We start from the raw sequence: 21,161 nt of genomic DNA, 5'->3' as shown, positions 1-21,161 counted from the left end.
TACCGAAAAATTCGGCAATGCTGGTTACTATTTGTTCACTTAGACCTGAATAATGGATAAGTCACTATAAATTAAACAAATTGCATTTAAACTACAATTAAGCATGGAAAGTTAAGCAGGAAAGATTATGTCAATAAAATGTATGAGTGCATCTCAGTTATATCGTACGACAGAACTTGAAAACTTGCCTTGTAAATCAACCAAAGAGTTATCGCCAATTGATGAAATTATTGGTCAGGAAAGAGCTCAGAAAGCCGTTGAATTTGCAATGTCAATTAAAGAAAAAGGATACAACATTTACGCCATTGGCCGTAACGGTCTGGGTAAGCGAACCATGGTACTCAGATATCTCAGCCGTCATCAGTATAATTCGGATAATCTTTTTGACTGGTGCTATGTTGCCAATTTTGATGACATCCGCACCCCAAAAGTTCTTAAGCTTCCAAGAGGTATTGGCAACCAGCTACGTCAGGATATTGAAAAACTGATCACCAAATTAGTGAATGCTATTCCTCTTGCTTTTGATAACGAGATCTATATCAGCCGGGCTGAAAAACTTAAAGATCAGCTCTCTGCAACTCAGCAGGATGAACTGGAAAAGATTACAAGCAGTGCAAAAGAAAAGGGCGTGAGTCTGACCATTACTCCACAGGGCGACTATCAGTTTGTTGCCATGAATGGTGAGGACTTACATACCGAAGAAACGTTCGAAGCTCTGGATGTGGCAGAACAGGAACGCTTTGGAACCGTAATTGATGAACTGGAAGTCAGTCTGCGTAATATGGCTCGCCTTCTGACGGAGCTGGAAGAAGACTACAGTAATAAAATTAAAAAACTGAATGAAGAAGTGACGTTAGAAGTCATTTCTCATTTTATTAAAAATCTGAAGTCGGATTATACAAAATATCCGGAGATAAAAGAGTATCTGAACAATCTTCAGCAAGACATTATTGAAAATGCCGATCTGTTTTTAGATGATAGTAATGAGCAGGGTGAACTGGCCACGGCTTCCCTTGATAAAAAATTGCCCCGTCGTTACAAAGTGAATGTCTTGGTTGCGCATTCGGATGATTCTTTCCCTATCGTTGTGGAAGAAAACCCGAACTATCATACTCTGTTCGGTTACATTGAAACCGCCACTTTTAAAGGAACAGTTTTTACTGATTTCTCTCTGATTCGTTCTGGCAGTATGCACCGGGCAAATGGGGGGGTGCTTCTGATGGATGCCATTAAAGTGTTGGAAAGGCCGTATGTCTGGGATGGCCTGAAAAGGGCACTGAGGGCCAGACAACTTAGTCTGACATCGCTTGAGAAAGAAATAACGCTCACCGGAGCCGTATCTTTGGATCCGCAACCCATTCCTTTGGATGTGAAGATCATCCTGTTCGGTGATTACCATACCTATCAGCTTCTGACCAATTATGATCCTGAGTTCAGAGAACTGTTCCGTGTGACGGCTGACTTTGAAGATGAAATGAAGCGTGATGAAGAATCCGAGCTTCAGTACGCCCGCTTTATTTCCAGTTTCGTTCATGATAATAATCTTCTCCATTGCGATAAAAAAGCGATTGCCCGTTTAATCGAGCACAGTGCCCGGATTACCGGCGATCAAAACAAGCTCTCGTTACATTCTGCTCACATCGGAAATTTATTGCGTGAATCGAACTATGTTGCCCGTCAGGCTAATTCGAATATGATTCGTCAGTCTCATGTGGATGACGCTCTGAAGAATCAGGAGCACCGGGTTAATCGTCTTCAGCATGGTGTGATGGAAAGCTTTATTAATGGCACGACATTAATAAAAACAGAAAGTGAAGCCGTGGGGCAGGTGAATGCATTATCTGTCTTGGCGACGACCGATCATGATTTTGGTGTTCCAAACCGAATAACAGCAACAACGTCTTTTGGCGATGGTGAAATCATTGATATTGAGAGAAGTGTTGACCTTGGCGGCAGCATTCACTCAAAAGGGGTGATGATTCTTTCGGCTTATCTTCATTCTATCTTTGGCAGAACGGCTCACGTTCCTCTGACGACCACCATCACGTTTGAACAGTCCTATGGAGGCGTTGATGGCGATAGTGCCAGTATGGCGGAAGTCTGTGCGATTGTGTCAGCGTTTTCCAAAATTCCGAATCGTCAGGATATTGCCATTACCGGTTCGATGAATCAGTTTGGCGAAGCTCAGCCTATCGGTGGAATTAATGAAAAAATCGAAGGGTTCTTCGATGTTTGTGTCATTAAGGGACGAAAAGCATCACAGGGGGTGATCATTCCCCATTCCAATATGCATAACTTAATGCTGCGTACCGATATTGTGAAAGCTGTTGAAAAAGGGGAGTTTCATATCTGGGCCATTGAGCACGTACACGAAGCGATTGAAATCTTTACCGGAAAACCGGCCGGGATGATGCACGACGACGGTAGTTATCCGGTGGATTCTGTCTTTGGTATTACTCAGTCTAAACTCAACGCATTGAGAAAATAGCATTGATGCCGGCGCTCTCTTGCTGAGTTCGCCGGTGTTTATTTTTTCGTATGTTGCAAGAAAGGCAGGTTGATAGCCGGTAATTATTGGATGTCTGGTGCTTTAGTCTCCGGAATTATTTCCGGATTAGGACGCGTTTCCTGCTGTAGTTTAATTGTTTGCGTAGGAAAGGCGATGTCGGCATCATACTGATGAATTATCGCCATGATTTTTAATAAAACGTCTTGTTTTACTTCGTGATATCGAATCCAGTTTACGGTTTTTGTGAAGGTGTAAACGAAGAAATCCAGAGACGAGGGCCCAAATTGGTTGAAATTGACAATCAGGGTTTGATTGGTATCGATATCGGGATGTGTTTCAAGCATGACCTTTACATCCTGAATGATTGAGGGAATTTTGTCTCCATCATCGTATCTTATTCCAATTGTCTCGTATATTCTGCGGTTTAACATACGAGAGGGATTCTCGACCACAATGTTACTGAACACGGAGTTTGGAACATACAACGGTCGTTTATCAAAGGTTCGGATAATGGTCATTCTCCAGCCGATTCTTTCTACTGTCCCTTCTATATCTCTATCGGGGGACCGAATCCAGTCTCCGACTTTAAAAGGTCGGTCAAAATAGATCATTAGCCCGCCAAAAAAGTTAGATAGTAAGTCTTTGGCAGCTAGACCGACAATTAAACCACCGACACCACCAAAAGTGAGCAAACCCGACAGACTGAGTCCGAATGCCTGAAGAAAGGTCAGCAATCCTATAATAAGGAAAAATAACTTGGCGACTTTTGATATTGCCTGAACGGTTGTCTCATCCTTTTTTTTAGTCGATAAGACGTAATACTCTATGTTGTTGATCAGGCGAAGCAGAATCCAGATAAAAATCATGACAACGATAAGTCGTTTGCTGGTATCGAGCCAGTTCAGATCGCTCTCAACGTGATGCTCAAGTACCAGACCAAAAGAGATTGTGGCCGGCCAGCACCATATCAGTGTACTTATTGGTGTTTTCAGAGCATGTAGCAGCAGGTTATCCCACTGAACATTAGTTTTTTCTGTAATGACAATAAGTCGGCTGTATAACAGGCGCCAGATCCCCCAAATAACAAGACTGGCTAAAGTAATAAACAACACACTGTTATTCCAGCTATCAGGAATAGAAATGGCATGGGTATTCAGCCATTTTAGAATTTCCATAAATTTTAAACCGTCATTTTTTAAGGCGTATAGAAGTTAACAGTAATGTTATCTTACAGGTCAACAACATTTAAATAATTTATAAAAACAAAGTCATTTACTGAACAGCGACCTTTCGTTTGCATCATCGTAAGACAAGGGCGATTTTCCTTTTTGACGTGATTGCTCTTGTTTAAACTGTGCTTCATCTTCTTTTCGAATCAGCATTTTTTGTGGACTTGAAGGTTTAATCCGTTTCAAGATAGGCATTTTATGGGTTCCGGCAATCCGATAAATGGTTTCTCCACCGCCCGTTGAAAATTTAATTTTCTTACCGTCATAGTCAAGATTCGTGGTAATCAGGTGAGCATTCAGGTAAACGCCCTGTTTGTTAAATACCAGAACATCCTGGCGTGTTTCCAATACATTAAGTTCTACCCATGTCCCATAAATCTGTTTTGGATTTACATAAGCACTATAGCTGACATAAATCATGTAGCCAGCCAGAGAAACTCCAAGCAGACCTAAAATAAAAAATAAAATTTTCAAAGGATTCAGCCTTTAACAACGTGTGTCTGGATGATTAAGAGAGTTAGTCTACACAATTATAGTTTAGGATGTGAAGAACAAATCCTTGAGGAACATTTTAATTTGAGGTAAAAGTCATTTTCCGACAAATGAAGTTTTATGATGTAAACACGGAAGGTTAAATGATTAAAGAAAATCGTTATTTTGATGAACAGGTTAAGTCTCTTGGCTTTGAGCAGGATGGTCAGTCATTGTCCGTCGGTGTCATGGAAAAGGGTGAATTTACCTTTGTAACCGGAGCTTCGGAAAAAATGACCGTGGTTTCCGGCCAGTTAACGGTAAAGTTGTCAGGAGCAGAAAACTGGCAGATTTTTTCTCAGGGACAGGCGTTTAATGTTCCCGGTGAGTCATCTTTTGACGTGAAAGTCGATCAGCCAACGGCTTACTTATGTGAATACATTAAGTAACTTCAACTTCAGAAGTTTCCGGAAATTGTGAAACATTTTCGTTTTTGAGAAGGGTACCCCCTTCTCTTTACTCGTAGGTTTCAAATTTTCCTGAGTTAAAATCATCAATGGCCTGTTCAATTTCCTGTAAGCTATTCATGACAAAAGGACCATAATGTACAACCGGTTCATGGATGGGTTTGCCGGACAGTATTAATACCCCCGATGTTTTTTCTGCCTGTATTTTTAGCTCAGTCCCTTCTGACAATAAAACCGCAGAACCCGCCCCGATATGTTGTTCGTCAGTCTGAACTGTTCCCTGATAAACATACAAGAAATGTTGATGGTCAGCATGAAGGTTGATAGTTACTGACTGATAATCAGCGAGCATTAAATCAGCTACATCGTAATTGATACTGGTTTGTTGTAAAGGGCCTTCTATCCACTCATTTTCAATGCCCACAGATCCTGAAATAACTTTAAGCCTGACGCCTGTTTCTGTTGAAAGAACAGGAATAGTTTCAGATTGAAAGTCCTGATATTGAGCTGGTGATAGTTTACTGGCTGCCGGTTGATTAATCCAAATCTGGAACCCAAGTAGTTGTCCGGCTTTCATTATTGGCATTTCGCTGTGGATAATACCTTTCCCTGCCGACATCCATTGGGCTCCCCCGTCTCTGAGTTCTCCCTGGTTTCCCAGGTGATCTCTGTGCTGAAAATGGCCACTGATCATATAAGTAAGCGTTTCTATTCCCCGGTGAGGGTGCGGAGGAAAACCACCGATATAGTCAGAATTATCGTCAGATTTTAATTCATCTAACATTAAAAATGGTGAAAAGGCATTATCATTAAAGACAGCAATACGGCGGATTTTAACACCATCGCCATCGGAGGTTGGCTGAGTTGGAATGATTTTTTTAACAGTCGTTTGAAAAGACATAATGCCTCTCCCTATATAGCTTGTTTGTTTCAGAGTTACTTCAGGTTACGCAGGCAGTATATCGATCTCCGGTTGTCACTGTCAGGAGAGCAATTTGGTCCTCATTGTCAATAAATTTGAATAAGTCTGATATTTCACTTTTTATGTAACTCAGACACATTTATTGATATGAGTATATAATTAACATATATGAGTATGTTTCGGGAGGTTATATGGCAGTCGTCCCCAAACACGATAAACAAGGAAAAGGTTATGATCCAAAGGATGATCTGACACTCGATCAGATACATCGTTTTACCAGGGTGGCAAATAAGGCTCAGCACGAGAAAGACGAGCACGATGCTTTGAATGAGCATATTACGGCGACGGAGGAAGCATTAGAAGAGTCTATTGAGATCAAAGAAGAAGAATTTGTTCATAAACAGATTGAGCAGGCGAAGTTACATAAGAAAAAAAGAAGAAGTAAAAAATACGCATATGCCAGCTTAGCAGTTAGCCTGGTAATACTAAGCATGGCAATCATGGCGTTGTTTAGCTAGTTTTTGGCAATTAATCCATAAGGCAGAGAGTCCACCATATCAGATTGTTTATCAGCGGTTGGAGCCATATGCGGGCCTTGCCAGTTTAAAAACATAATGGCTAACGTATTTCGGTGTTCACCATTTTCCAGATCATTACTTCCGTTTACGGATGGTATCATTTTTGCGTTGCTGTCGTATTTTTTAACCAGAGCTTGTTTTAGCTGGGCTACAACTGGATCGTTGGGTTTATTTGCCAGCATAAAGCAGACACCAACTTCAGCTAATATGTCAGGCTTAGCCCTTAGTAAAATAGTATTGATGTTGTTACGGAAATAAGTATATATCCATTGATGTTTACGTTCAGATACCAGTGTCTGGTAATACATCGAGTCGGCCAGAATAATATGAGTTAAGCCATATAGTTTGTTTTCATATTGTTGTCGGTTTAAATTTTTATCATCCCTATCAGGATAAGCCGCCTTAAATGCATTGGTAAACTCTTTGATATAATCAGCCTGATTTAATTGTTTCAGCCAATATACCTGATTCGCCAGTTGAGCCGCCCAGGCACGAATCATTTTTTTATCAGTTACGTATTTAGAAAAATCATAGCTATCTAAAATAGCGCGTAATTTACTGTCTTGAGCCGATTTAAGACCATATTCATTGGCTCTTGCCATTGCGCTAATTAAATTCAGACCTAAATAGAAATATTCAGGTCGGTTCTTAGTTGTTTCATACCGGATATGTGAACGAATACTTTGTTTCTGTTTATAATTTGCTAAATGTTTTTGAGAATACAGGAAAATCTTTTCAGGGGTATTAATATCATTAGCAAAATAATTTAATTTATTGGCAATACGATATAAATCGACAGCGATTCCATTTTTATAGATCGGGTCTAATGTTTGTCGATATAAACGAAGTGAGAAATGTCCCTGAGAGTACGTATCTAGTGATAAGTAATGATTTTGGTAGTTAGACAAAATCTCTGATGAAATTTCAGTATATTGATTGTTTTTTTGAGAATGAACTATCTGTGTTGGTGACTCTGGTGCGCTTATCTCATTTGCAGACACCAGCAAAGGAAGAACGAGAAACCCTAATAATAGTCCTTTTTTCATCTGGCTTGATTCTAACCTCTAAGAAAATAATTGTTATTTAACAGTAGATTATTATACTGCCGAAATGTTAGTTCGAGGTAATAGTTTTATGTAAATTATTAAAAAATGGGAGCAATAGATAATAAAAGGATGAGAAGTGAGTCAAGATAAACAGATCTTTGTAATATAGAACCAGTATGTGATAATGCTTAATTAAACCACCGATCTTTTGATTGTTCTTAGTGACGAATTATTTACATGAATAGAAAGTTTAACTCTTGTTTATTTATCTCATTGCTCTCAGTTATTGTGATAATTAGTACTATTTCTATTGAAGTATTATCTAACCGTCACCAGACTTCGATGATTCAGGCAAAACAACAAAAAGCGAATGAACGTTTGTCGTCCTTTCGTTATAAGCTTGAAGCTCGTATTCTCTCCGATATTTATGTGGCCAAAACCCTGGCAACCCTGACGACGGTAAATACATCGCCGATTGAAAAAAACTGGGACTCTGTGGCCAGAGATATTATGTCTCAGTCCAGAGATATCCGGTCACTGGCTTTGGCTCCGAATGATATTATCCAATATGTTTATCCGTATGAACCTAACAAAAAAGTCATTGGTGTGAATTTTCGGCAAATACCCGAGCAATGGATTACGGTCAAGAAAGCCAGAGATATAAAGAAAGTGTACCTTGCCGGACCGGTTGATCTGATTCAGGGAGGTGTTGGTTTGGTTGCCCGTTATCCGGTGTTTCTTGATCCGCCTGATAATCAGTTTTATTGGGGGGTGATTAGTGCCGTATTGGATATTCAAAAATTATTTCGAGAAACCGGACTTGAGCGTCTGAAGAAAGAATATGATGTTTCTATCCGGGGTAAAAACAGCAAGGGTGCGGCCGGTGATGTTTTTGTCGGTGAAGTGTCAACATTTTCCACTCCTTTAGCTCAGGAATCGGTTTATTTTCCTTATGGTAGCTGGGTTGTTGCTTTGTCTGCCAAACCGGAAGAACTTGGATTTTCCAACTGGATCAAAGCAAACAGTGTAAGATTGGTTGGGTATCCGATCCTTCTGATATTGATGCTGGTCATTACGGTTATGTACTACCTCTATCAAATGGCCCGTCGTGCTTCTTTATATGATGAACTGACGCAGTTACCAAACCGACGTTATTTCATGCAAACATTAGACAGAATTTTCACTAAGAATCAGCTGAAAGATAGGAGAAAAACGTTTTTTGCTTTGATTAATGTGGATTTGAATAATTTTAAACAGATAAACGATCAGTATGGGCACCATGCCGGTGACAGTGTTTTACAACAGACCGCTAAGCATATTGTTCATTCTGTGAAACCGGATGATTTTGTTGCCCGGATTGGGGGCGATGAATTTTTAATTATCGTATTGAACGTTCATTCTGAGGCTGAAGTACGACAAAAAATCGAAACTGTCCGGAATCATTTATGTGGTGAGACGTTGATCGTTGATAATTCACAGCTTAATGTATCTGCAAGCATTGGCTTTTCATTGTATTCCAGTGAATTTACTGACTATGAGGATATGATTCTTCAAGCCGATGCCCGGATGTATAGCGAAAAAAAACAAAGAGATTAATTAGCATCAGGGCAACAGTCCCTGATTTTTAACTGTTCAGTGCTTTTTTCTCAAGAGCTTTCGCCCCTTTCAGCATGGCAACGATCAGTTCGGTAGCATTGAACTTTTCCAATGCCTCCTGAGCTCCAACCTGCCTTGCTCTGTCTACACAAATTTCACTGGATAATGATGTATGAAGAATAGTGTAACAGTGGCTAAGCTGAGCGTCATTCTGAACTTCGAAAGCCAGCTCGTAACCATCCAGCCCTGGCATTTCAATATCACTGACGAGAATATCAATCGGGTTATTCTGTTCTGCCCTTGATTTCATATACTCCAAGGCCTCGAGACCATTTTTGCAGATGTTATATGAGATGTTTATACGATCAAGTGCGTCCGAGAGTTGCTTTCTGGCGATGGTTGAGTCGTCAACAAGCAATATATTGAATGATCTCAGGCGTTCCCTTTCAACATCCGTTAGCATTGGGACTTTTGTGGACTCGTACTGAGGATAGATTTTAGAAAGAAGCAGCTCAACGTCCAGCATTTGGACTATTTTTTCTTCATAACGGGTGATTCCGGTAACAAAAATGTTTGAGCCCGCAGTTTCAGGGGCCGACTCAATAGAGCGCCAGTCACATTCAATGATTTTTTCAATGGTGCGCACCATAAAGGCGACGACGGTCCGGAGACAATCGGTAACGATCAGAAAACAGTGGTCATATTCTTCTTTTTCAATTGGTCGAAAGCCAATTGCTGCGGCCATATCGATAACCGGAACAGTAAGGTCGCGTATTGTGACTGTCCCAATTACATTCTGATGAGAATAGGGAATCTGGGTCATCGGCATGAAAGAGACGATTTCGCGAATTTTCAGTGTGCCGATTGCAAATAATTGCTTTTGCATATTGAGAGTGAACATCAACATACCCTGAGATTGATTTGCTTTACTCGCGACTTTTGCCATAACGTAAATTCTTATAAATGTGCTTACTATAAATACTAAACTAACATAGCTGCTATTCAACTATCTATTTAAGTAATTATCTATTTGTTGGGCACTTTATCAATAATTCTTGTCAAAGTTTATTCAGAAAAAGGCAGTGTAACAAGGAGATAGACATTAAATAATGCAGTTATTCATAAAAGAGAGGGTTAACCTTTTAATCATTCATCGTGACATCTTTCCGACGATTGATTAAACTCCACTGCGTTTAGTTTTTGAGAAGAATATGATGGCCAGAACGGCAGCAGCATTGCACATTCTTGTTAAGCACAAGAGTCAGGCAGAAGATTTGTTAAAACAGCTTGGTAAAGGCGCGAAGTTTCAGACACTGGCCCGGAAGTACTCATTATGTCCATCTGGGAAAAAGGGCGGGGATCTCGGTGAGTTTCGTAAAGGGCAAATGGTTCCCGCATTTGACAGAGTTTGTTTTTCCGGTGAAGTACTCAAGCCCACTTTGGTAAAAACTAAGTTTGGATGGCATATTGTTAAAGTGCTCTACCGTACTTAATTCAATTCAGTTGCCGGCTGGTTGGACTTTGGTCATTTATCCGTTTAGTTTCTTTAGGCCATGTTTAGAAAGATAAGTATTCTGAAGCATATACATGCGTTTTACATCCTGATAGCGTCCGTTAATGAAAAACTCTTCCACTAAATGACCTTCTTCAATAAATCCGGCTTTTTCATAAATATGGACAGCAACTCCGTTTTCTATAGCGACGTGCAGATAGACTTTGTGCAGATTTAATATGGTAAAGGAATAATCCAGTGCTTTATTCAGGATCTTCGTTGCAAATCCCTGCCCCTGATAATCTGGAGCGACGATAATCTGAAATTCTGCACTGCGGTGAATGTAGTTGATTTCAATCAGTTCGACTAACCCAATCAGCTGTTGGGTTGAATTCTCAATCACAAAGCGTCGTTCTGCGTTATCGTGAATGTGTTTGTTGTAAAGTTCTTCCAGTTCATCAAAAGATTCATAGGGCTCTTCAAACCAGTATGTCATTACATTCCGGTTATTGTTTAAGTTGTGAATAAACCGTAAGTCTTCTCTTTCTAATGCCCTGAGTTTCAGTACTTCTTTCATGTGTCCAGCCTTGGTTTTTATATCCGGGAATACCGATCATCAGGAATGATCTGACGATATAGGAGATTATATACCCAAACGACCTGAAGATGCATGATTCAGGTCGTTTGGGTATATGATTAATCTGAGGAAGGGATAAGAATAAATGGCTTATTTTATTGAAAAAAATGGATGAGGATCAGAGCTCCCGGCAGGAAGGTGCATGTCCGATATACTGCAGGAGAACGTAAAGGCTTTCCTGGTTCAGAGCGACTTTCCGGAATAAATTGGCAAAAATGTCATCGCCGCCGAAACATTGCTGAATATAATGATTGATTTGCTCGTCGTTGTAACCACTGACGTAAAGAGAACGAACCCATTGATATTCAACGGACTTTGTGTTTTCGATCGTAGAGTGACTCAGCGTCACACTTAAGCTGCTCAATTTGGTTGTCTCCGGATCACCTTCTCTTAAAATCACACAACATTAAAAAGGATAATCATGAAGCTAATATGACAGCCTGACGAAAACTTATTTTAAAACAGATATTTTACCTGTGCCTGCATCTCTTCACCGATTTCTTTTCTCATGTTCATCAGTTTGATTGCTGACTTTTCAAGTTCAATATCTTCCTCTTCCTCAGGAATCCATTTAGGAACTTCTGTTGGTTTTCCATTTTCATCAACGGCAACCATGATGACAATACAGTGAGTTGTGAACTGGCTTTCGAGTTTTTTGGGATCACTGGCAACCACATCAATTGCGACGTGCATTGATGTTTTCCCCGTATAAATAATTTTGGCATTTACTTCGACCAGATTTCCAACCAGAATCGGGGCCACAAAGCGAATTCCACCGGCATAGGCGGTGATGCAATATTTTCCACTCCAGGCTGCAGCATTGGCGTAAGCCGCCAGATCGATCCATTTCATGACTGCTCCGCCATGAACTTTACCGCCAAAGTTAACATCACCAGGTTCCGCCAAAAAGCGAAGTGTTAAATCTCTTTTTTTATTTGTCATAGATATACTCAAAATTTCTCTTATACCTTAAAAGTAGTGCAATTGGTGAAATATTCTAGAAATATGAATAATTTATTAATTTAAAAAACGTAACATTATTGTATCATTACGTGGCTTTGTTTTTGATACAATTTCTTTGAACACCATCATTTATGTTATAGAGAAAATGAGACTTAAAATGTATATGTGAAATTGCATATTACAGATTTGTGATGTGTGCGACGTTAACGATGATTTCTGGTTGCGGTGTATATAATGTTTCTGGACTATGTTCTTGATATAACTCTATGAAGTATACCTATTTTTGGTTTATTCTCTGTATTCGTTCCCTCATATTAAAAGTAGAAGCATGATGGAGGCCACCGTGGCAAAAGATTGGGATGCTCTAGCAGCACAGTGGGAAAACGATGATGTGAACATCGAGTTTGTTGAAAGTGCACATGCATTACTCGAAAAGACAGTCAGTACGGAAGGTAAGCACATTCTTGATATGGGATGTGGAACCGGGTTAATGACAGAGTTCGTTGCAATGAATGCAAAGTCAGTTGTTGCTCTGGACAGTTCTGAATTAATGATTGAAGAGCTGGATAAAAAAGGGTTAAGGAATGTTGAACCAGTTGTGGATTTGCTAACCCGTGGGCTTGTCGCGCAGCATCCCGCATTTCGTAAACAATTTGATGTTATCGTTGCCAGTTCTGTTTTCGGTTATCTTGAAAATATTTCTGAAGCCATGGAAGTGATTTATTCTTTGATGGATAAAGATGGCGTGTTTGTTCATTGGGACTGGATTAATGATGATGAAGACCGGACTGAAGGTGTCAGTACTATCCAAATGCAGGACGAATTGATTCAGGCTGGATTTGCAAGTGTGAAAATGTCACACGCTTTCCGGGTCCGTACACCTAAAGGCTATAAATCTGCCATGATGGGTGTGGCAATAAAATAATTTAGAATTCATGCTTTTCTTGTAAAACCGGATTTTTTATCCGGTTTTTTTATCCCTTAAGTTTCTCTTAAGTTTCTGTCGTTAATCTCTTTACATCAGGTAAGGGGATTTATATATGACAAATTTATTTTCTGACTTTCAGCTATTGGCCATTGGTGAACATCATCCTCTTAAATCATCAATAGAGCAACATGTGTCGCAGCGCTATGCCCGGGCATTTAAAGCAACCTTAAGTGAATTTATGCCGGGTTATCTGGCGTTGTATCAGAAAAGAAAGCTGATCTCTGTTTGTGGAATCCGGTCCGCGGGAAATAGTCGTCTGTTTTTAGAACAATATCTGGATTCCCCGATTGAACAGATCATTCATGAGCAGAAGCTGGAAGTCCCACGTAGTCAAATTATCGAGTTTGGACAACTTGCCTCATTTTCTTTCAGGTTTTCAAAAATTCATTTTTACCTTATGACTAAATACCTTATTGAGTCAGGTTTTAGCTGGTGTGTTTGCACTGTGACGGATCCCTTGTTTGCCTTAATGGAAAGTATGGGACTTGAGCCTTTACAAATTGGCACCGCCAATCCGGAGAAAGTTAAGAATGCTGAACGCTGGGGCCGGTATTACCAATACACTCCAAGAATTGTTGTCGGTAATTTGCAGCAGGCAGCAGATCAATTGGGAGAGATGATTTGTTGTTCTGCTGAAAATACCATTTCCCGGAGATAAAACGAATGTCATTAATTATAGATAAATTGTATCAGCAAGCTGATTCTGAACCAGAAAAAGTGGCGTTTTACGCGAGTGAAGCGATCAGCGGCAGAGAAAGAAGCGTGACATACGGTGAGTTGGCAACAGAAGTCCGGCGGTTAACCCGTCTCATTACCAGTCATGACGTGTCTTGTCTTGCAATTGAACTAGAAAATAGCTACGAGTGGCTGGTTTCGGATTTAGCGGCATTGGCCAGCGGTATAGCCTGTTTACCGGTTCCTATGTTTTTTACCCGTCAACAGAAGAAGCATCTGTTTAACTCGGTCCGGGTTGATGCCATTGTTTCCCGCCGATATTCCGAAACTATACCGGAGACCGGACATAGTATTGCCGAGCTGTCCCATGATGTATTGATCGTTTCTGTTCAACCGGAAAGTAACGTTAATGCATTACCGGGAACGAGCAAAATAACGTTCACATCGGGCTCAACCGGAACACCTAAGGGTGTATGCCTTAGTTCTGCTCATCTGGATCGTGTGACAATGTCACTAGCGACCGTTTTGCCTACGTTGAATGAAGGTGATAAGCATTTGGTTATGCTACCTCTTTCGACATTACTGGAGAATATTACCGGTATTTATGTTCCTATCATTGTTGGAAGCCCATCAACTATCCTGGTTGGTGAGAACGTCGGTCTTATCGGTTCCAGTCAGTTCGATACTCAGGCTTTTTGCCATTCTCTTGAAGTGGTTCAGCCTGCGACACTGGTACTAACGCCAGCCCTGTTAGCTGCATTAGTCGGTGTCGCTGCACATTATCCCGGGTATACCCGTTCATTAAAATTTGTTGCCGTCGGTGGGGCGAAAGCTCCGGTTTCGATTTTAAATCAGGCTCGTGATTTAGGGCTACCGGTCTATGAAGGGTACGGTTTATCTGAATGTGCTTCCGTTGTTAGTGTGAATTCACCAGTGTGTTCGGAAATTGGAACCGTTGGATGCCCTTTGCCGCATCATCAGGTTAAGACGGCTTCAGATGGTGAAATACTGGTTTCTCCTGCCGGTTTTTTAGGTTATCTGGGTGAGCCTTTTGATGGAGAGTGGTACGCCACCGGGGATCTCGGTGAATGGTCGGAAGAAGGATATCTGAACATTATCGGCCGTAAAAAAAACCTGATTGTGACCAGCTTCGGACGGAATATTTCTCCGGAATGGATAGAAACGAAGGCTTACGAATGGCCGGAGCTCAGAACGCTTATTCTTGTCGGTGAAATTGCAGGTAAGCTTGTTGCTCTCATTATCTCAATGAACCCGGATAAGGTTACCGATTCCATCTGTAAGCTGAATGCCGTATTACCCGATTATGCACAAATCCATACAGCGGTCATCGTTACCGATGATGCTCATGTCCGTTCTTATTTTACGCAAAATCTTCGTCCTGTCAGAAACGACATTTATTCGGCGGTTCATGAATGGATGTCCGGTTCAGAGTCATTGAAAGCCGGAATTTGCATTGAATCTATTATTCAAAATCAGTAGAGGAAATTATTATTATGTTTTATGAAGAGTTAGTGTCTCAAACGTCTGCCGCCAGAGAATATATGATGCAGGCACCTGTCATTCGGGAGTGTGTGGAAGGACAGATTTCACTGGATCAATACGTTGCGTTTTTAGAACAGGCTTACCACCATGTTAAACATACCGTACCTCTGCTTATGGCTTGTGGCTCGAAACTTCCACAATCTTATGAATGGGTCAGAGAAGCAATAGCAGAATATATTGAAGAGGAAAAGGGGCATCAATACTGGATTTTGGATGATATTGCATGTTGTGGCTACGATGCGAAACAGGTTGAAAATGGTCGTCCCGGACGAGATATCGAGCTGATGGTGTCTTATCTTTATCATCTGATCGATCGTGACAATCCGATGGGTTTTTTTGGCATGGTGTTGGTTTTAGAAGGGACCAGTGTTGCCATCGGGGGTGAAATGGCTAAGCACGTCAAAGAGAATCTGAACCTGTCAGACAATGCGCTAACATACCTGACCTCTCATTGTGAACTGGATCAGGAACATCTTCAGTTTTTTGCCGGTTTAATGAATAAAGTAGAATCTGGAGAGGACCAGAACGCCATTATCCATTCCGCTAATATGATTTTTCATCTATATGGCGATATGCTGCGGACGCTGAGCCGGGGGAAAGATAATGGATGTGTATAACAAACGTATTCTGTTAACCGGGGCAACAGGTGGTATTGGGGAGCAAATAGCGAAAGAGCTGGCGTTCAAGGGAGCAAAACTTGTATTAGTCGCAAGAGATATACAAAAACTTGAGCAGTTAATGTCGGCTTTGGAGTCTCCTTATCATCACGAGATAATAAGTTGTGATCTTGCTAATGATGAATCAATCCGGTTAATGGATTGCAAGTTGAAAACATTGATTAAAACCTGGAATGAAGGCATCGATATTGTTATCAACAATGCCGGACATAATCAGTTTCAGCTACTAAGCCGGAAAAACACCGGGCAGATTTATTCCGAGTTGTCTCTTAATTTAACCGGTCCGATATTGGTTAGTAAATATGCCATTAATGGTTGGCTGAACCAGCCGGGGCTTATATTAAATATCGGTTCAACGTTTGGTGGCATCGGTTATCCCGGTTACGCCGTTTATGGTGCGGCGAAATCTGGCTTGTATCGGTTTACGGAAGCCCTAAACAGAGAAATGCATGGCTCGAATATAAAAGTCCACTATCTGGCCCCAAGAGCAACAAAGACCAGACTGAATAGTCAGCAGGTAAACGATCTGAATTCTGAATTAGGTAATCATGTTGATACACCTGATTATGTGGCAGGTCAGGTGCTGAAAATGATTCATACCGAGAGAGAGTATTGTTGGTTAGGCTGGCCTGAAAAGTTGTTTGTCAGGGTGAATCAGATACTTCCGGGATTGGTTTCTAAATCTATTCAAAAGCAGCTCCCTACAATTTACCGTTATATGACGACTTCTGGCACGAAATGAGGATTGTAAAATGAAGATTACCTTAATGTGTTTTATATTGTGTTTCATGCCACTGACTTTCGCAAACGCAGCCGGTCATTTTGATCCATTGGTCACCATTCAGAAAAAATGGGCAGAATGTCAGTATCAGAGAGACGATAAAGACGACCATATTTTCTGTCTTGAAAACCTGATCAAGCGGACAGAAAAAGCAGTCAGACAACAGCCGGATAATGCCGGACTTAAGGTTTGGCTTGCCATTAATAAGAGCTCTTTAGCCGGTGTAAGAGGTGGATTAGGTGCATTGTCTTTGGTTAAAGATGCGAAAAAAATTTTAGAAGGTGTGATAGAAACGGAGCCGACAGTATTAAAAGGTTCCGCATATACCAGTCTTGGTTCTCTGTATTATAAAGTTCCGGGGTGGCCATTAGGGTTCGGGGATGATAAAAAAGCAGAAAAAATGCTGAAAAAAGCGTTGGAAATCAACCCGGATGGTATCGACCCTAATTACTTTTATGGTGATTTTCTAGCTGAGAATGGTGAAGAAAAACAAGCCATTAAGTACTTAACTAAAGCATTACATGCACCAGCCCGTAAGGGACGGGAACTCGCTGATGCAGGACGAAGAAAAGAGATTGAAAGCCGGATAAAGGAAATAAGTCAATAGTGCGAATATTATTAGTTGAAGATGATGTAATGCTGGGAGAGTCAATGGTGGCCTCGTTATCAAGACAAGGTTATACCGTTGACTGGCTTGAAAGAGGAAGTGGTGTTCTTACTGCACTAAAGACGGAAACATTTACGGCGATTATTCTGGATATTATGTTACCTGATATCAGCGGTTTTACAGTATTAAAACAGGTGAGGCAGGCTAATTTCAATATTCCGGTAATGATACTGACTGCCCGGGATGAAATTAATGACCGGGTTCGGGGATTAGATGGCGGGGCCGATGATTATCTGGTTAAGCCTTTCGCCCTTGAGGAATTGCTTGCCCGGTTACGGGTGATGATCCGCCGGTTATCGGGAACAACGGAAAATCAGCTGGAAGTGAATGGTTTGGTGCTAAACCTTGATAGTCAAAGTGTCACTTATCATGGTGAAGCGCTTAAATTAACCGTAAATGAATATAAAATTCTATCAACTTTGCTGAGCAGTGCCGGAAGAGTGTTAAGCAAGGAACAACTGATACAGTCATTGCATGGGTGGGATGAGGGGGGAAGTGATAACGCAATTGAAGTTCATATACACAATTTGCGTCGAAAACTGGATTCCTCTGTGATTAAAAATATTCGGGGAGTTGGCTATATCATTGAAAAATAAAATGTACTCTATTAAACGCCGTCTAACGTATTCAGTGATTTCAATGTCACTGTTTTTTATGGTTATTGCACTGTATTTTAGCTATCAGTCATCTCATCATGAAGTTTACGAAGTCTATGACGCCAGACTGGGGCAGACCGCTAAGTTGTTTTTATCCACTCTTGCTTCAGAAAATGACACACTGGATGTGAATTATGTCCAAAAACGTTTAGAGCACTGGATGGCGCAGATCAGAGCTTTATCCGACGGGCAAAATAAAAGCACAACATACGGACATACTTATGAAGAGAACATCCTGATAAGAATCTACCGGAATAACCGCATTATTTGGGATTCCCAGCCTCAAATCGGGGAATTACCGCATTCACCCTCATTTTCCGGGTTTGGTTATGCTTCTCTTGGCAATCAAACATGGCGGTATTTTCAGTTGCAGGATATTTCACATAGCGGAGAACAAAGCAAATCTTATATTATTGTTGCGGAAAAAGAGTCCATCCGCGAAGAGATGATGACGGAACTTGCTCTGTCAGGATTACTGCCTCAGGTTGTACTGATTTTATGTATTGCCTTTCTACTCTATTGGCTGATTGAGCGCAGCTTTAAGCCTATCTCTGAACTGAAGTTTGCCATTACTCAGCGGAATATTAATAAGCTTGATGAAATATCGGTCAGCCGATCAACTGAAGAGTTATCACCTCTGGTTGATGCGTTGAATTCTCTTCTTTATGAGCTGGATAATGCATGGAAGAGAGAAAAACGTTTTACAAGAATGGCTGCCCATGAGTTAAAAACACCGTTGGCCGTATTGAGATTAAATGCGGAAAATGCGTTGCGAAGCCGGAACCAGGATGAGTTACAAAATGATCTGGAGAGAATTCTTCAGGGGATAGAGCGTTCCGACCGGTTGATACAACAATTGCTGACATTAGCAAGAATAGAAAGTGTGCATGAACTCCATTTTTCTCCTATTGAGCTTCAGTCTTTAATCCGGAGTACGATTTCTGATCTGGTACCTCTGGCTCTAAAAAAGAATCAGGACTTGTCATTTGTCGGAAATGAAAGTTTTGTTGAGGGCGATGAATCTTTTTTAAGGTTGCTGTTTACGAATTTGATTGATAATGCCATCCGGTATTCGGGAAATAATTCAAAGATTACGGTCAATATTGTCAATGGAGAAGAGTTTGTTGACGTTTATGTGTCAGATACCGGTGCAGATGTTTCTGAAGAAACACGACTTAAATTGTTTGAAAGTTTTTATCGTTCTAACCGAGAAAAAGGGGATGGAGCCGGGTTAGGCTTGGCGATTACCCGGGATATTGTTGATCTTCATAACGGAATTGTTGAGTTTTTACCCAGAAATGAGGGGAGAAACACATTTTTAGTTCAATTAAAGAGGCTTAATAGATACAGTTTGGATTAAGTGAATTTCATAATATGAAATTCACTTCAAAAACTCCGTTAAGTTTTATATTTACTAACAACGTGGCTACGCAGTACAAAAATTATAAAAAAATAAAACAGGGTGACTTGTTAGTTCACCCTGTTTTTCTATCTTTCTTATGCATTTCCAGGGCGAAACGCCACAAGCCATCCATTTTCTTCTTTTAAGTCCTGCAGGTTAATGTTTTGCTGGCTCATCAGTTCAGAATATTCTTTAGGCTGATTCGGGAAGTTATTATGGCAGGTCAGAAACAATTGTGTTTCGGATTCGGTTAACCGGATATCCAGTCCAAGCGCATCATATTTTACAAAGGCTTCACCTGAATATGGGGTTGAGAAACACATTGAACCGCATACGATTAAATCAGGAGAAGTCAGTATGGTTTGCAGGTTCGATTTAAACAATATTTTTGCTTGCTGAATTAAATCAGACTGATCGCACTGGGCACTAATTAAGAGGGTTTTCAGAGAACTCAATGCACTACCATACATAGGGTTCTGATTGTTATAGCTCATCAGTTTGAGAAGAAAGGGTTCATCTATCATCGTGACAGTCGTGTCAGATGTATCCAGTAGTTTATAGAATGAATCGGACGATGGGAAAATGGGATTTCCTTCAAAGAGAGCCAGAGAAGACCCATTTGCCATCAGAGAAACATGCCACAGCCACCGGGGATCTGCAGGAGGGTATATACAGTGGCAAATGGAGTTAGGCTGAATGCCGAGTTGCAGTTGCTGTTCTTTCAGATGGTTTAATATGGTTCCCCCTACGCTATGAGTGACCGGTGTTGATCCGGTTCCCTTAGTAACGAATAACGGCGAATTAAACCAGACTCTTTCGTATTTTACACTTCTGGGTAGATAACTGGCTAAGATGGCTTCCCAGTCTGAGAATTTTTCATTAAATTCGGGAGGCAGTGTCGGTGAAATGACATGTTCTATCTGACATATCGAAGTCAGAGACATGACTGAATTTGCAATGTGCTGATTGAGTTTACATAAATCGATATTTTTACCGTCGTCGTAATATCCGTTGCTGCATATCATCGCTTTAGGCTGGACGTTTTTCAGGAATAAAGGTGTGTTTAAAGAATCGATTTCATCTGGTGATATCGGACACCATACTGCGCCAATGCTTGTTACGGCTAATAAGGAGATGATATTTTCTATGCAGGAAGGAAGCAGAGAAGCGATGACATCATTCTTTCCGATATTATTTTGTTTTAGCCATTGCTGAATGATGGAAACTTTATCCGAAAGCTCTTGCCAGGTGATACTTTTGGTATTCCCATTTTCATCATTTTGATATATCGCAATGCTATCCGGTTCCTGAAAGGCATACGAAAGCAAATTTTCTGCATAATTTATCTGGGCATCCGGAAACCAGACTGAATCAAGAATAGGATCAAAACTGCGTCCCTGGGGTACTTTTTCCCCCAGAACACATTCACCCTTGTAGCCAATGACATCACAGAATTGCCAGACTTCCAGCCAGAATCGCTGGCTGTGCTCAATGGACCACTGATGTAATTGGGTGTAGTCAGTAATTGCTTCTCCCTGCATATTGATATGCTGGATGAACTGACTCATATTTGAACCGATGCTATAGTCACTTTTCATACTGCAAACACCCATTTTTATAAAGTCATAAGTATTTGATTAAAGTGTTAATACAGAAAGGATGAAAGTCAAATATCTAGGAAGTATTGTGAGGTGAATGTTGAAAAAAAAAGCCATTTGTTATACGAACAAATGGCTACAATTTGTGAACAATAAATTCTATTCACTAACAACGTCAGTTGGCTGGGTAATCCCCGATAGAATCGAGGATTACTAAACTAACAAGCACATATCGTGCCATATT

The 21,161-nt window shown here is 40.7% G+C and carries 22 protein-coding genes; 13 read left to right on the top strand and 9 right to left on the bottom strand.

Annotated elements, in window-relative coordinates:
• The first annotated feature begins 127 nt into the window (after window positions 1–127).
• Entirely contained in the window at window positions 128–2,488 is a 2,361-nt protein-coding gene (locus LRQ06_RS13890) for a Lon protease family protein (RefSeq protein WP_232767331.1), read from the top strand.
• Between the two features lie 83 nt (window positions 2,489–2,571).
• Here the strand turns inward: LRQ06_RS13890 and LRQ06_RS13885 are convergent, their stop codons facing one another.
• Together LRQ06_RS13885 and LRQ06_RS13880 are read right to left on the bottom strand one after the other, a co-directional pair.
• Window positions 2,572–3,684 carry a mechanosensitive ion channel family protein gene (locus LRQ06_RS13885; RefSeq protein ID WP_232767329.1) on the bottom strand — a complete coding sequence of 371 codons (1,113 nt, stop codon included), beginning with the start codon at window positions 3,682–3,684 and terminating at the stop codon, window positions 2,572–2,574.
• Between the two features lie 93 nt (window positions 3,685–3,777).
• Window positions 3,778–4,212 carry a DUF2850 domain-containing protein gene (locus LRQ06_RS13880; protein WP_232767327.1) on the bottom strand — a complete coding sequence of 145 codons (435 nt, stop codon included), beginning with the start codon at window positions 4,210–4,212 and terminating at the stop codon, window positions 3,778–3,780.
• A 161-nt stretch (window positions 4,213–4,373) separates the two neighbouring features.
• Between LRQ06_RS13880 and ppnP the strand changes: the two genes are divergently transcribed.
• The gene (ppnP, locus tag LRQ06_RS13875; RefSeq protein WP_232767326.1) at window positions 4,374–4,658 is read left to right on the top strand and encodes a pyrimidine/purine nucleoside phosphorylase; all 285 of its coding nucleotides are present in this window, start codon (window positions 4,374–4,376) and stop codon (window positions 4,656–4,658) included.
• A gap of 67 nt (window positions 4,659–4,725) precedes the next feature.
• On the opposite strand, the gene LRQ06_RS13870 is transcribed toward ppnP, so the two are convergent.
• A complete protein-coding gene (locus LRQ06_RS13870) occupies window positions 4,726–5,577 on the bottom strand; it encodes a pirin family protein (RefSeq protein ID WP_232767324.1) in 852 nt (283 codons plus the stop codon).
• Window positions 5,578–5,789: 212 nt separating this feature from the next.
• On the opposite strand from LRQ06_RS13870, the gene LRQ06_RS13865 reads away from it, so the two are divergent.
• Window positions 5,790–6,116 carry a hypothetical protein gene (locus LRQ06_RS13865; protein WP_232767322.1) on the top strand — a complete coding sequence of 109 codons (327 nt, stop codon included), beginning with the start codon at window positions 5,790–5,792 and terminating at the stop codon, window positions 6,114–6,116.
• Here the strand turns inward: LRQ06_RS13865 and LRQ06_RS13860 are convergent.
• Window positions 6,113–7,222: a DUF3541 domain-containing protein gene (locus LRQ06_RS13860; protein WP_232767321.1), complete on the bottom strand. Its 1,110-nt coding sequence runs from the start codon at window positions 7,220–7,222 to the stop codon at window positions 6,113–6,115. The two genes, LRQ06_RS13865 and LRQ06_RS13860, sit on opposite strands and share 4 nt — an antisense overlap.
• Window positions 7,223–7,459: 237 nt before the next feature.
• Between LRQ06_RS13860 and LRQ06_RS13855 the strand changes: the two genes are divergently transcribed.
• On the top strand, window positions 7,460–8,818 hold the full coding sequence (locus LRQ06_RS13855) for a diguanylate cyclase domain-containing protein (RefSeq protein ID WP_232767319.1): 1,359 nt from the start codon (window positions 7,460–7,462) through the stop codon (window positions 8,816–8,818).
• Window positions 8,819–8,846: 28 nt separating this feature from the next.
• On the opposite strand, the gene LRQ06_RS13850 is transcribed toward LRQ06_RS13855, so the two are convergent.
• Entirely contained in the window at window positions 8,847–9,764 is a 918-nt protein-coding gene (locus LRQ06_RS13850; RefSeq protein ID WP_232767318.1) for a chemotaxis protein, read from the bottom strand.
• Window positions 9,765–10,032: 268 nt separating this feature from the next.
• On the opposite strand from LRQ06_RS13850, the gene ppiC reads away from it, so the two are divergent.
• A complete protein-coding gene (gene ppiC, locus LRQ06_RS13845; RefSeq protein ID WP_232768974.1) occupies window positions 10,033–10,311 on the top strand; it encodes a peptidylprolyl isomerase PpiC in 279 nt (92 codons plus the stop codon).
• A gap of 36 nt (window positions 10,312–10,347) precedes the next feature.
• Here ppiC and speG read toward each other — a convergent pair whose 3' ends face one another.
• From speG to LRQ06_RS13830, 3 genes are all read right to left on the bottom strand, one after another.
• Window positions 10,348–10,887, bottom strand: coding sequence for a spermidine N1-acetyltransferase (gene speG / locus LRQ06_RS13840; RefSeq protein WP_232767316.1), 540 nt, complete (start codon window positions 10,885–10,887; stop codon window positions 10,348–10,350).
• A 178-nt stretch (window positions 10,888–11,065) separates the two neighbouring features.
• Window positions 11,066–11,311, bottom strand: a complete 246-nt coding sequence (locus LRQ06_RS13835; protein WP_232767315.1) for a hypothetical protein — start codon at window positions 11,309–11,311, stop codon at window positions 11,066–11,068.
• A gap of 92 nt (window positions 11,312–11,403) precedes the next feature.
• A complete protein-coding gene (locus LRQ06_RS13830) occupies window positions 11,404–11,889 on the bottom strand; it encodes an acyl-CoA thioesterase (RefSeq protein WP_232767314.1) in 486 nt (161 codons plus the stop codon).
• 352 nt (window positions 11,890–12,241) lie between these two features.
• Here LRQ06_RS13830 and LRQ06_RS13825 point away from each other — a divergent pair, with 352 nt between their 5' ends.
• From LRQ06_RS13825 to LRQ06_RS13790, 8 genes are all read left to right on the top strand, one after another.
• Window positions 12,242–12,835 carry a class I SAM-dependent DNA methyltransferase gene (locus LRQ06_RS13825; protein ID WP_232768973.1) on the top strand — a complete coding sequence of 198 codons (594 nt, stop codon included), beginning with the start codon at window positions 12,242–12,244 and terminating at the stop codon, window positions 12,833–12,835.
• A gap of 115 nt (window positions 12,836–12,950) precedes the next feature.
• Window positions 12,951–13,556 (top strand): thermostable hemolysin, encoded by a 606-nt coding sequence (locus LRQ06_RS13820; protein WP_232767313.1) that lies wholly within the window; start codon window positions 12,951–12,953, stop codon window positions 13,554–13,556.
• Window positions 13,557–13,561: 5 nt separating this feature from the next.
• The gene (locus LRQ06_RS13815; RefSeq protein WP_232767312.1) at window positions 13,562–15,073 is read left to right on the top strand and encodes an AMP-binding protein; all 1,512 of its coding nucleotides are present in this window, start codon (window positions 13,562–13,564) and stop codon (window positions 15,071–15,073) included.
• A gap of 8 nt (window positions 15,074–15,081) precedes the next feature.
• Complete coding sequence (locus LRQ06_RS13810; protein WP_232768972.1) at window positions 15,082–15,753, top strand: iron-containing redox enzyme family protein; 672 nt, start codon at window positions 15,082–15,084, stop codon at window positions 15,751–15,753.
• Window positions 15,740–16,555: an SDR family oxidoreductase gene (locus LRQ06_RS13805; protein WP_232767311.1), complete on the top strand. Its 816-nt coding sequence runs from the start codon at window positions 15,740–15,742 to the stop codon at window positions 16,553–16,555. Before LRQ06_RS13810 ends, LRQ06_RS13805 begins: the two co-directional genes overlap by 14 nt.
• A gap of 10 nt (window positions 16,556–16,565) precedes the next feature.
• Window positions 16,566–17,201: a tetratricopeptide repeat protein gene (locus tag LRQ06_RS13800; RefSeq protein WP_373054833.1), complete on the top strand. Its 636-nt coding sequence runs from the start codon at window positions 16,566–16,568 to the stop codon at window positions 17,199–17,201.
• Complete coding sequence (locus LRQ06_RS13795; protein ID WP_232767310.1) at window positions 17,201–17,857, top strand: response regulator; 657 nt, start codon at window positions 17,201–17,203, stop codon at window positions 17,855–17,857. Before LRQ06_RS13800 ends, LRQ06_RS13795 begins: the two co-directional genes overlap by 1 nt.
• Window positions 17,847–19,277, top strand: coding sequence for a sensor histidine kinase (locus tag LRQ06_RS13790; RefSeq protein ID WP_232767309.1), 1,431 nt, complete (start codon window positions 17,847–17,849; stop codon window positions 19,275–19,277). The genes LRQ06_RS13795 and LRQ06_RS13790 overlap by 11 nt, the downstream gene beginning before the upstream one ends.
• A 137-nt stretch (window positions 19,278–19,414) precedes the next feature.
• On the opposite strand, the gene LRQ06_RS13785 is transcribed toward LRQ06_RS13790, so the two are convergent.
• Window positions 19,415–20,917 (bottom strand): AMP-binding protein, encoded by a 1,503-nt coding sequence (locus LRQ06_RS13785; RefSeq protein ID WP_232767308.1) that lies wholly within the window; start codon window positions 20,915–20,917, stop codon window positions 19,415–19,417.
• Window positions 20,918–21,161 lie beyond the last annotated feature (244 nt).

Origin of the sequence: Vibrio salinus, from assembly GCF_021272385.1 — a bacterium.
Lineage (GTDB): Bacteria > Pseudomonadota > Gammaproteobacteria > Enterobacterales > Vibrionaceae > Vibrio > Vibrio salinus.
The sequence above is the reverse complement of the archived record's forward strand: the minus strand, read 5'-3'. Positions and strand labels throughout refer to the sequence as shown.

Coding starts and splice junctions, on each gene's coding strand:
- LRQ06_RS13890 (WP_232767331.1), top strand. CDS start 128: ATGTCAATAAAATGTATGAGTGCATCTCAGTTATATCGTACGACAGAA.
- LRQ06_RS13885 (WP_232767329.1), bottom strand. CDS start 3,684: ATGGAAATTCTAAAATGGCTGAATACCCATGCCATTTCTATTCCTGAT.
- ppnP (WP_232767326.1), top strand. CDS start 4,374: ATGATTAAAGAAAATCGTTATTTTGATGAACAGGTTAAGTCTCTTGGC.
- LRQ06_RS13870 (WP_232767324.1), bottom strand. CDS start 5,577: ATGTCTTTTCAAACGACTGTTAAAAAAATCATTCCAACTCAGCCAACC.
- LRQ06_RS13865 (WP_232767322.1), top strand. CDS start 5,790: ATGGCAGTCGTCCCCAAACACGATAAACAAGGAAAAGGTTATGATCCA.
- LRQ06_RS13860 (WP_232767321.1), bottom strand. CDS start 7,222: ATGAAAAAAGGACTATTATTAGGGTTTCTCGTTCTTCCTTTGCTGGTG.
- LRQ06_RS13855 (WP_232767319.1), top strand. CDS start 7,460: ATGAATAGAAAGTTTAACTCTTGTTTATTTATCTCATTGCTCTCAGTT.
- LRQ06_RS13850 (WP_232767318.1), bottom strand. CDS start 9,764: ATGGCAAAAGTCGCGAGTAAAGCAAATCAATCTCAGGGTATGTTGATG.
- ppiC (WP_232768974.1), top strand. CDS start 10,033: ATGGCCAGAACGGCAGCAGCATTGCACATTCTTGTTAAGCACAAGAGT.
- speG (WP_232767316.1), bottom strand. CDS start 10,887: ATGAAAGAAGTACTGAAACTCAGGGCATTAGAAAGAGAAGACTTACGG.
- LRQ06_RS13830 (WP_232767314.1), bottom strand. CDS start 11,889: ATGACAAATAAAAAAAGAGATTTAACACTTCGCTTTTTGGCGGAACCT.
- LRQ06_RS13825 (WP_232768973.1), top strand. CDS start 12,242: ATGGAGGCCACCGTGGCAAAAGATTGGGATGCTCTAGCAGCACAGTGG.
- LRQ06_RS13820 (WP_232767313.1), top strand. CDS start 12,951: ATGACAAATTTATTTTCTGACTTTCAGCTATTGGCCATTGGTGAACAT.
- LRQ06_RS13815 (WP_232767312.1), top strand. CDS start 13,562: ATGTCATTAATTATAGATAAATTGTATCAGCAAGCTGATTCTGAACCA.
- LRQ06_RS13805 (WP_232767311.1), top strand. CDS start 15,740: ATGGATGTGTATAACAAACGTATTCTGTTAACCGGGGCAACAGGTGGT.
- LRQ06_RS13800 (WP_373054833.1), top strand. CDS start 16,566: ATGAAGATTACCTTAATGTGTTTTATATTGTGTTTCATGCCACTGACT.
- LRQ06_RS13785 (WP_232767308.1), bottom strand. CDS start 20,917: ATGAAAAGTGACTATAGCATCGGTTCAAATATGAGTCAGTTCATCCAG.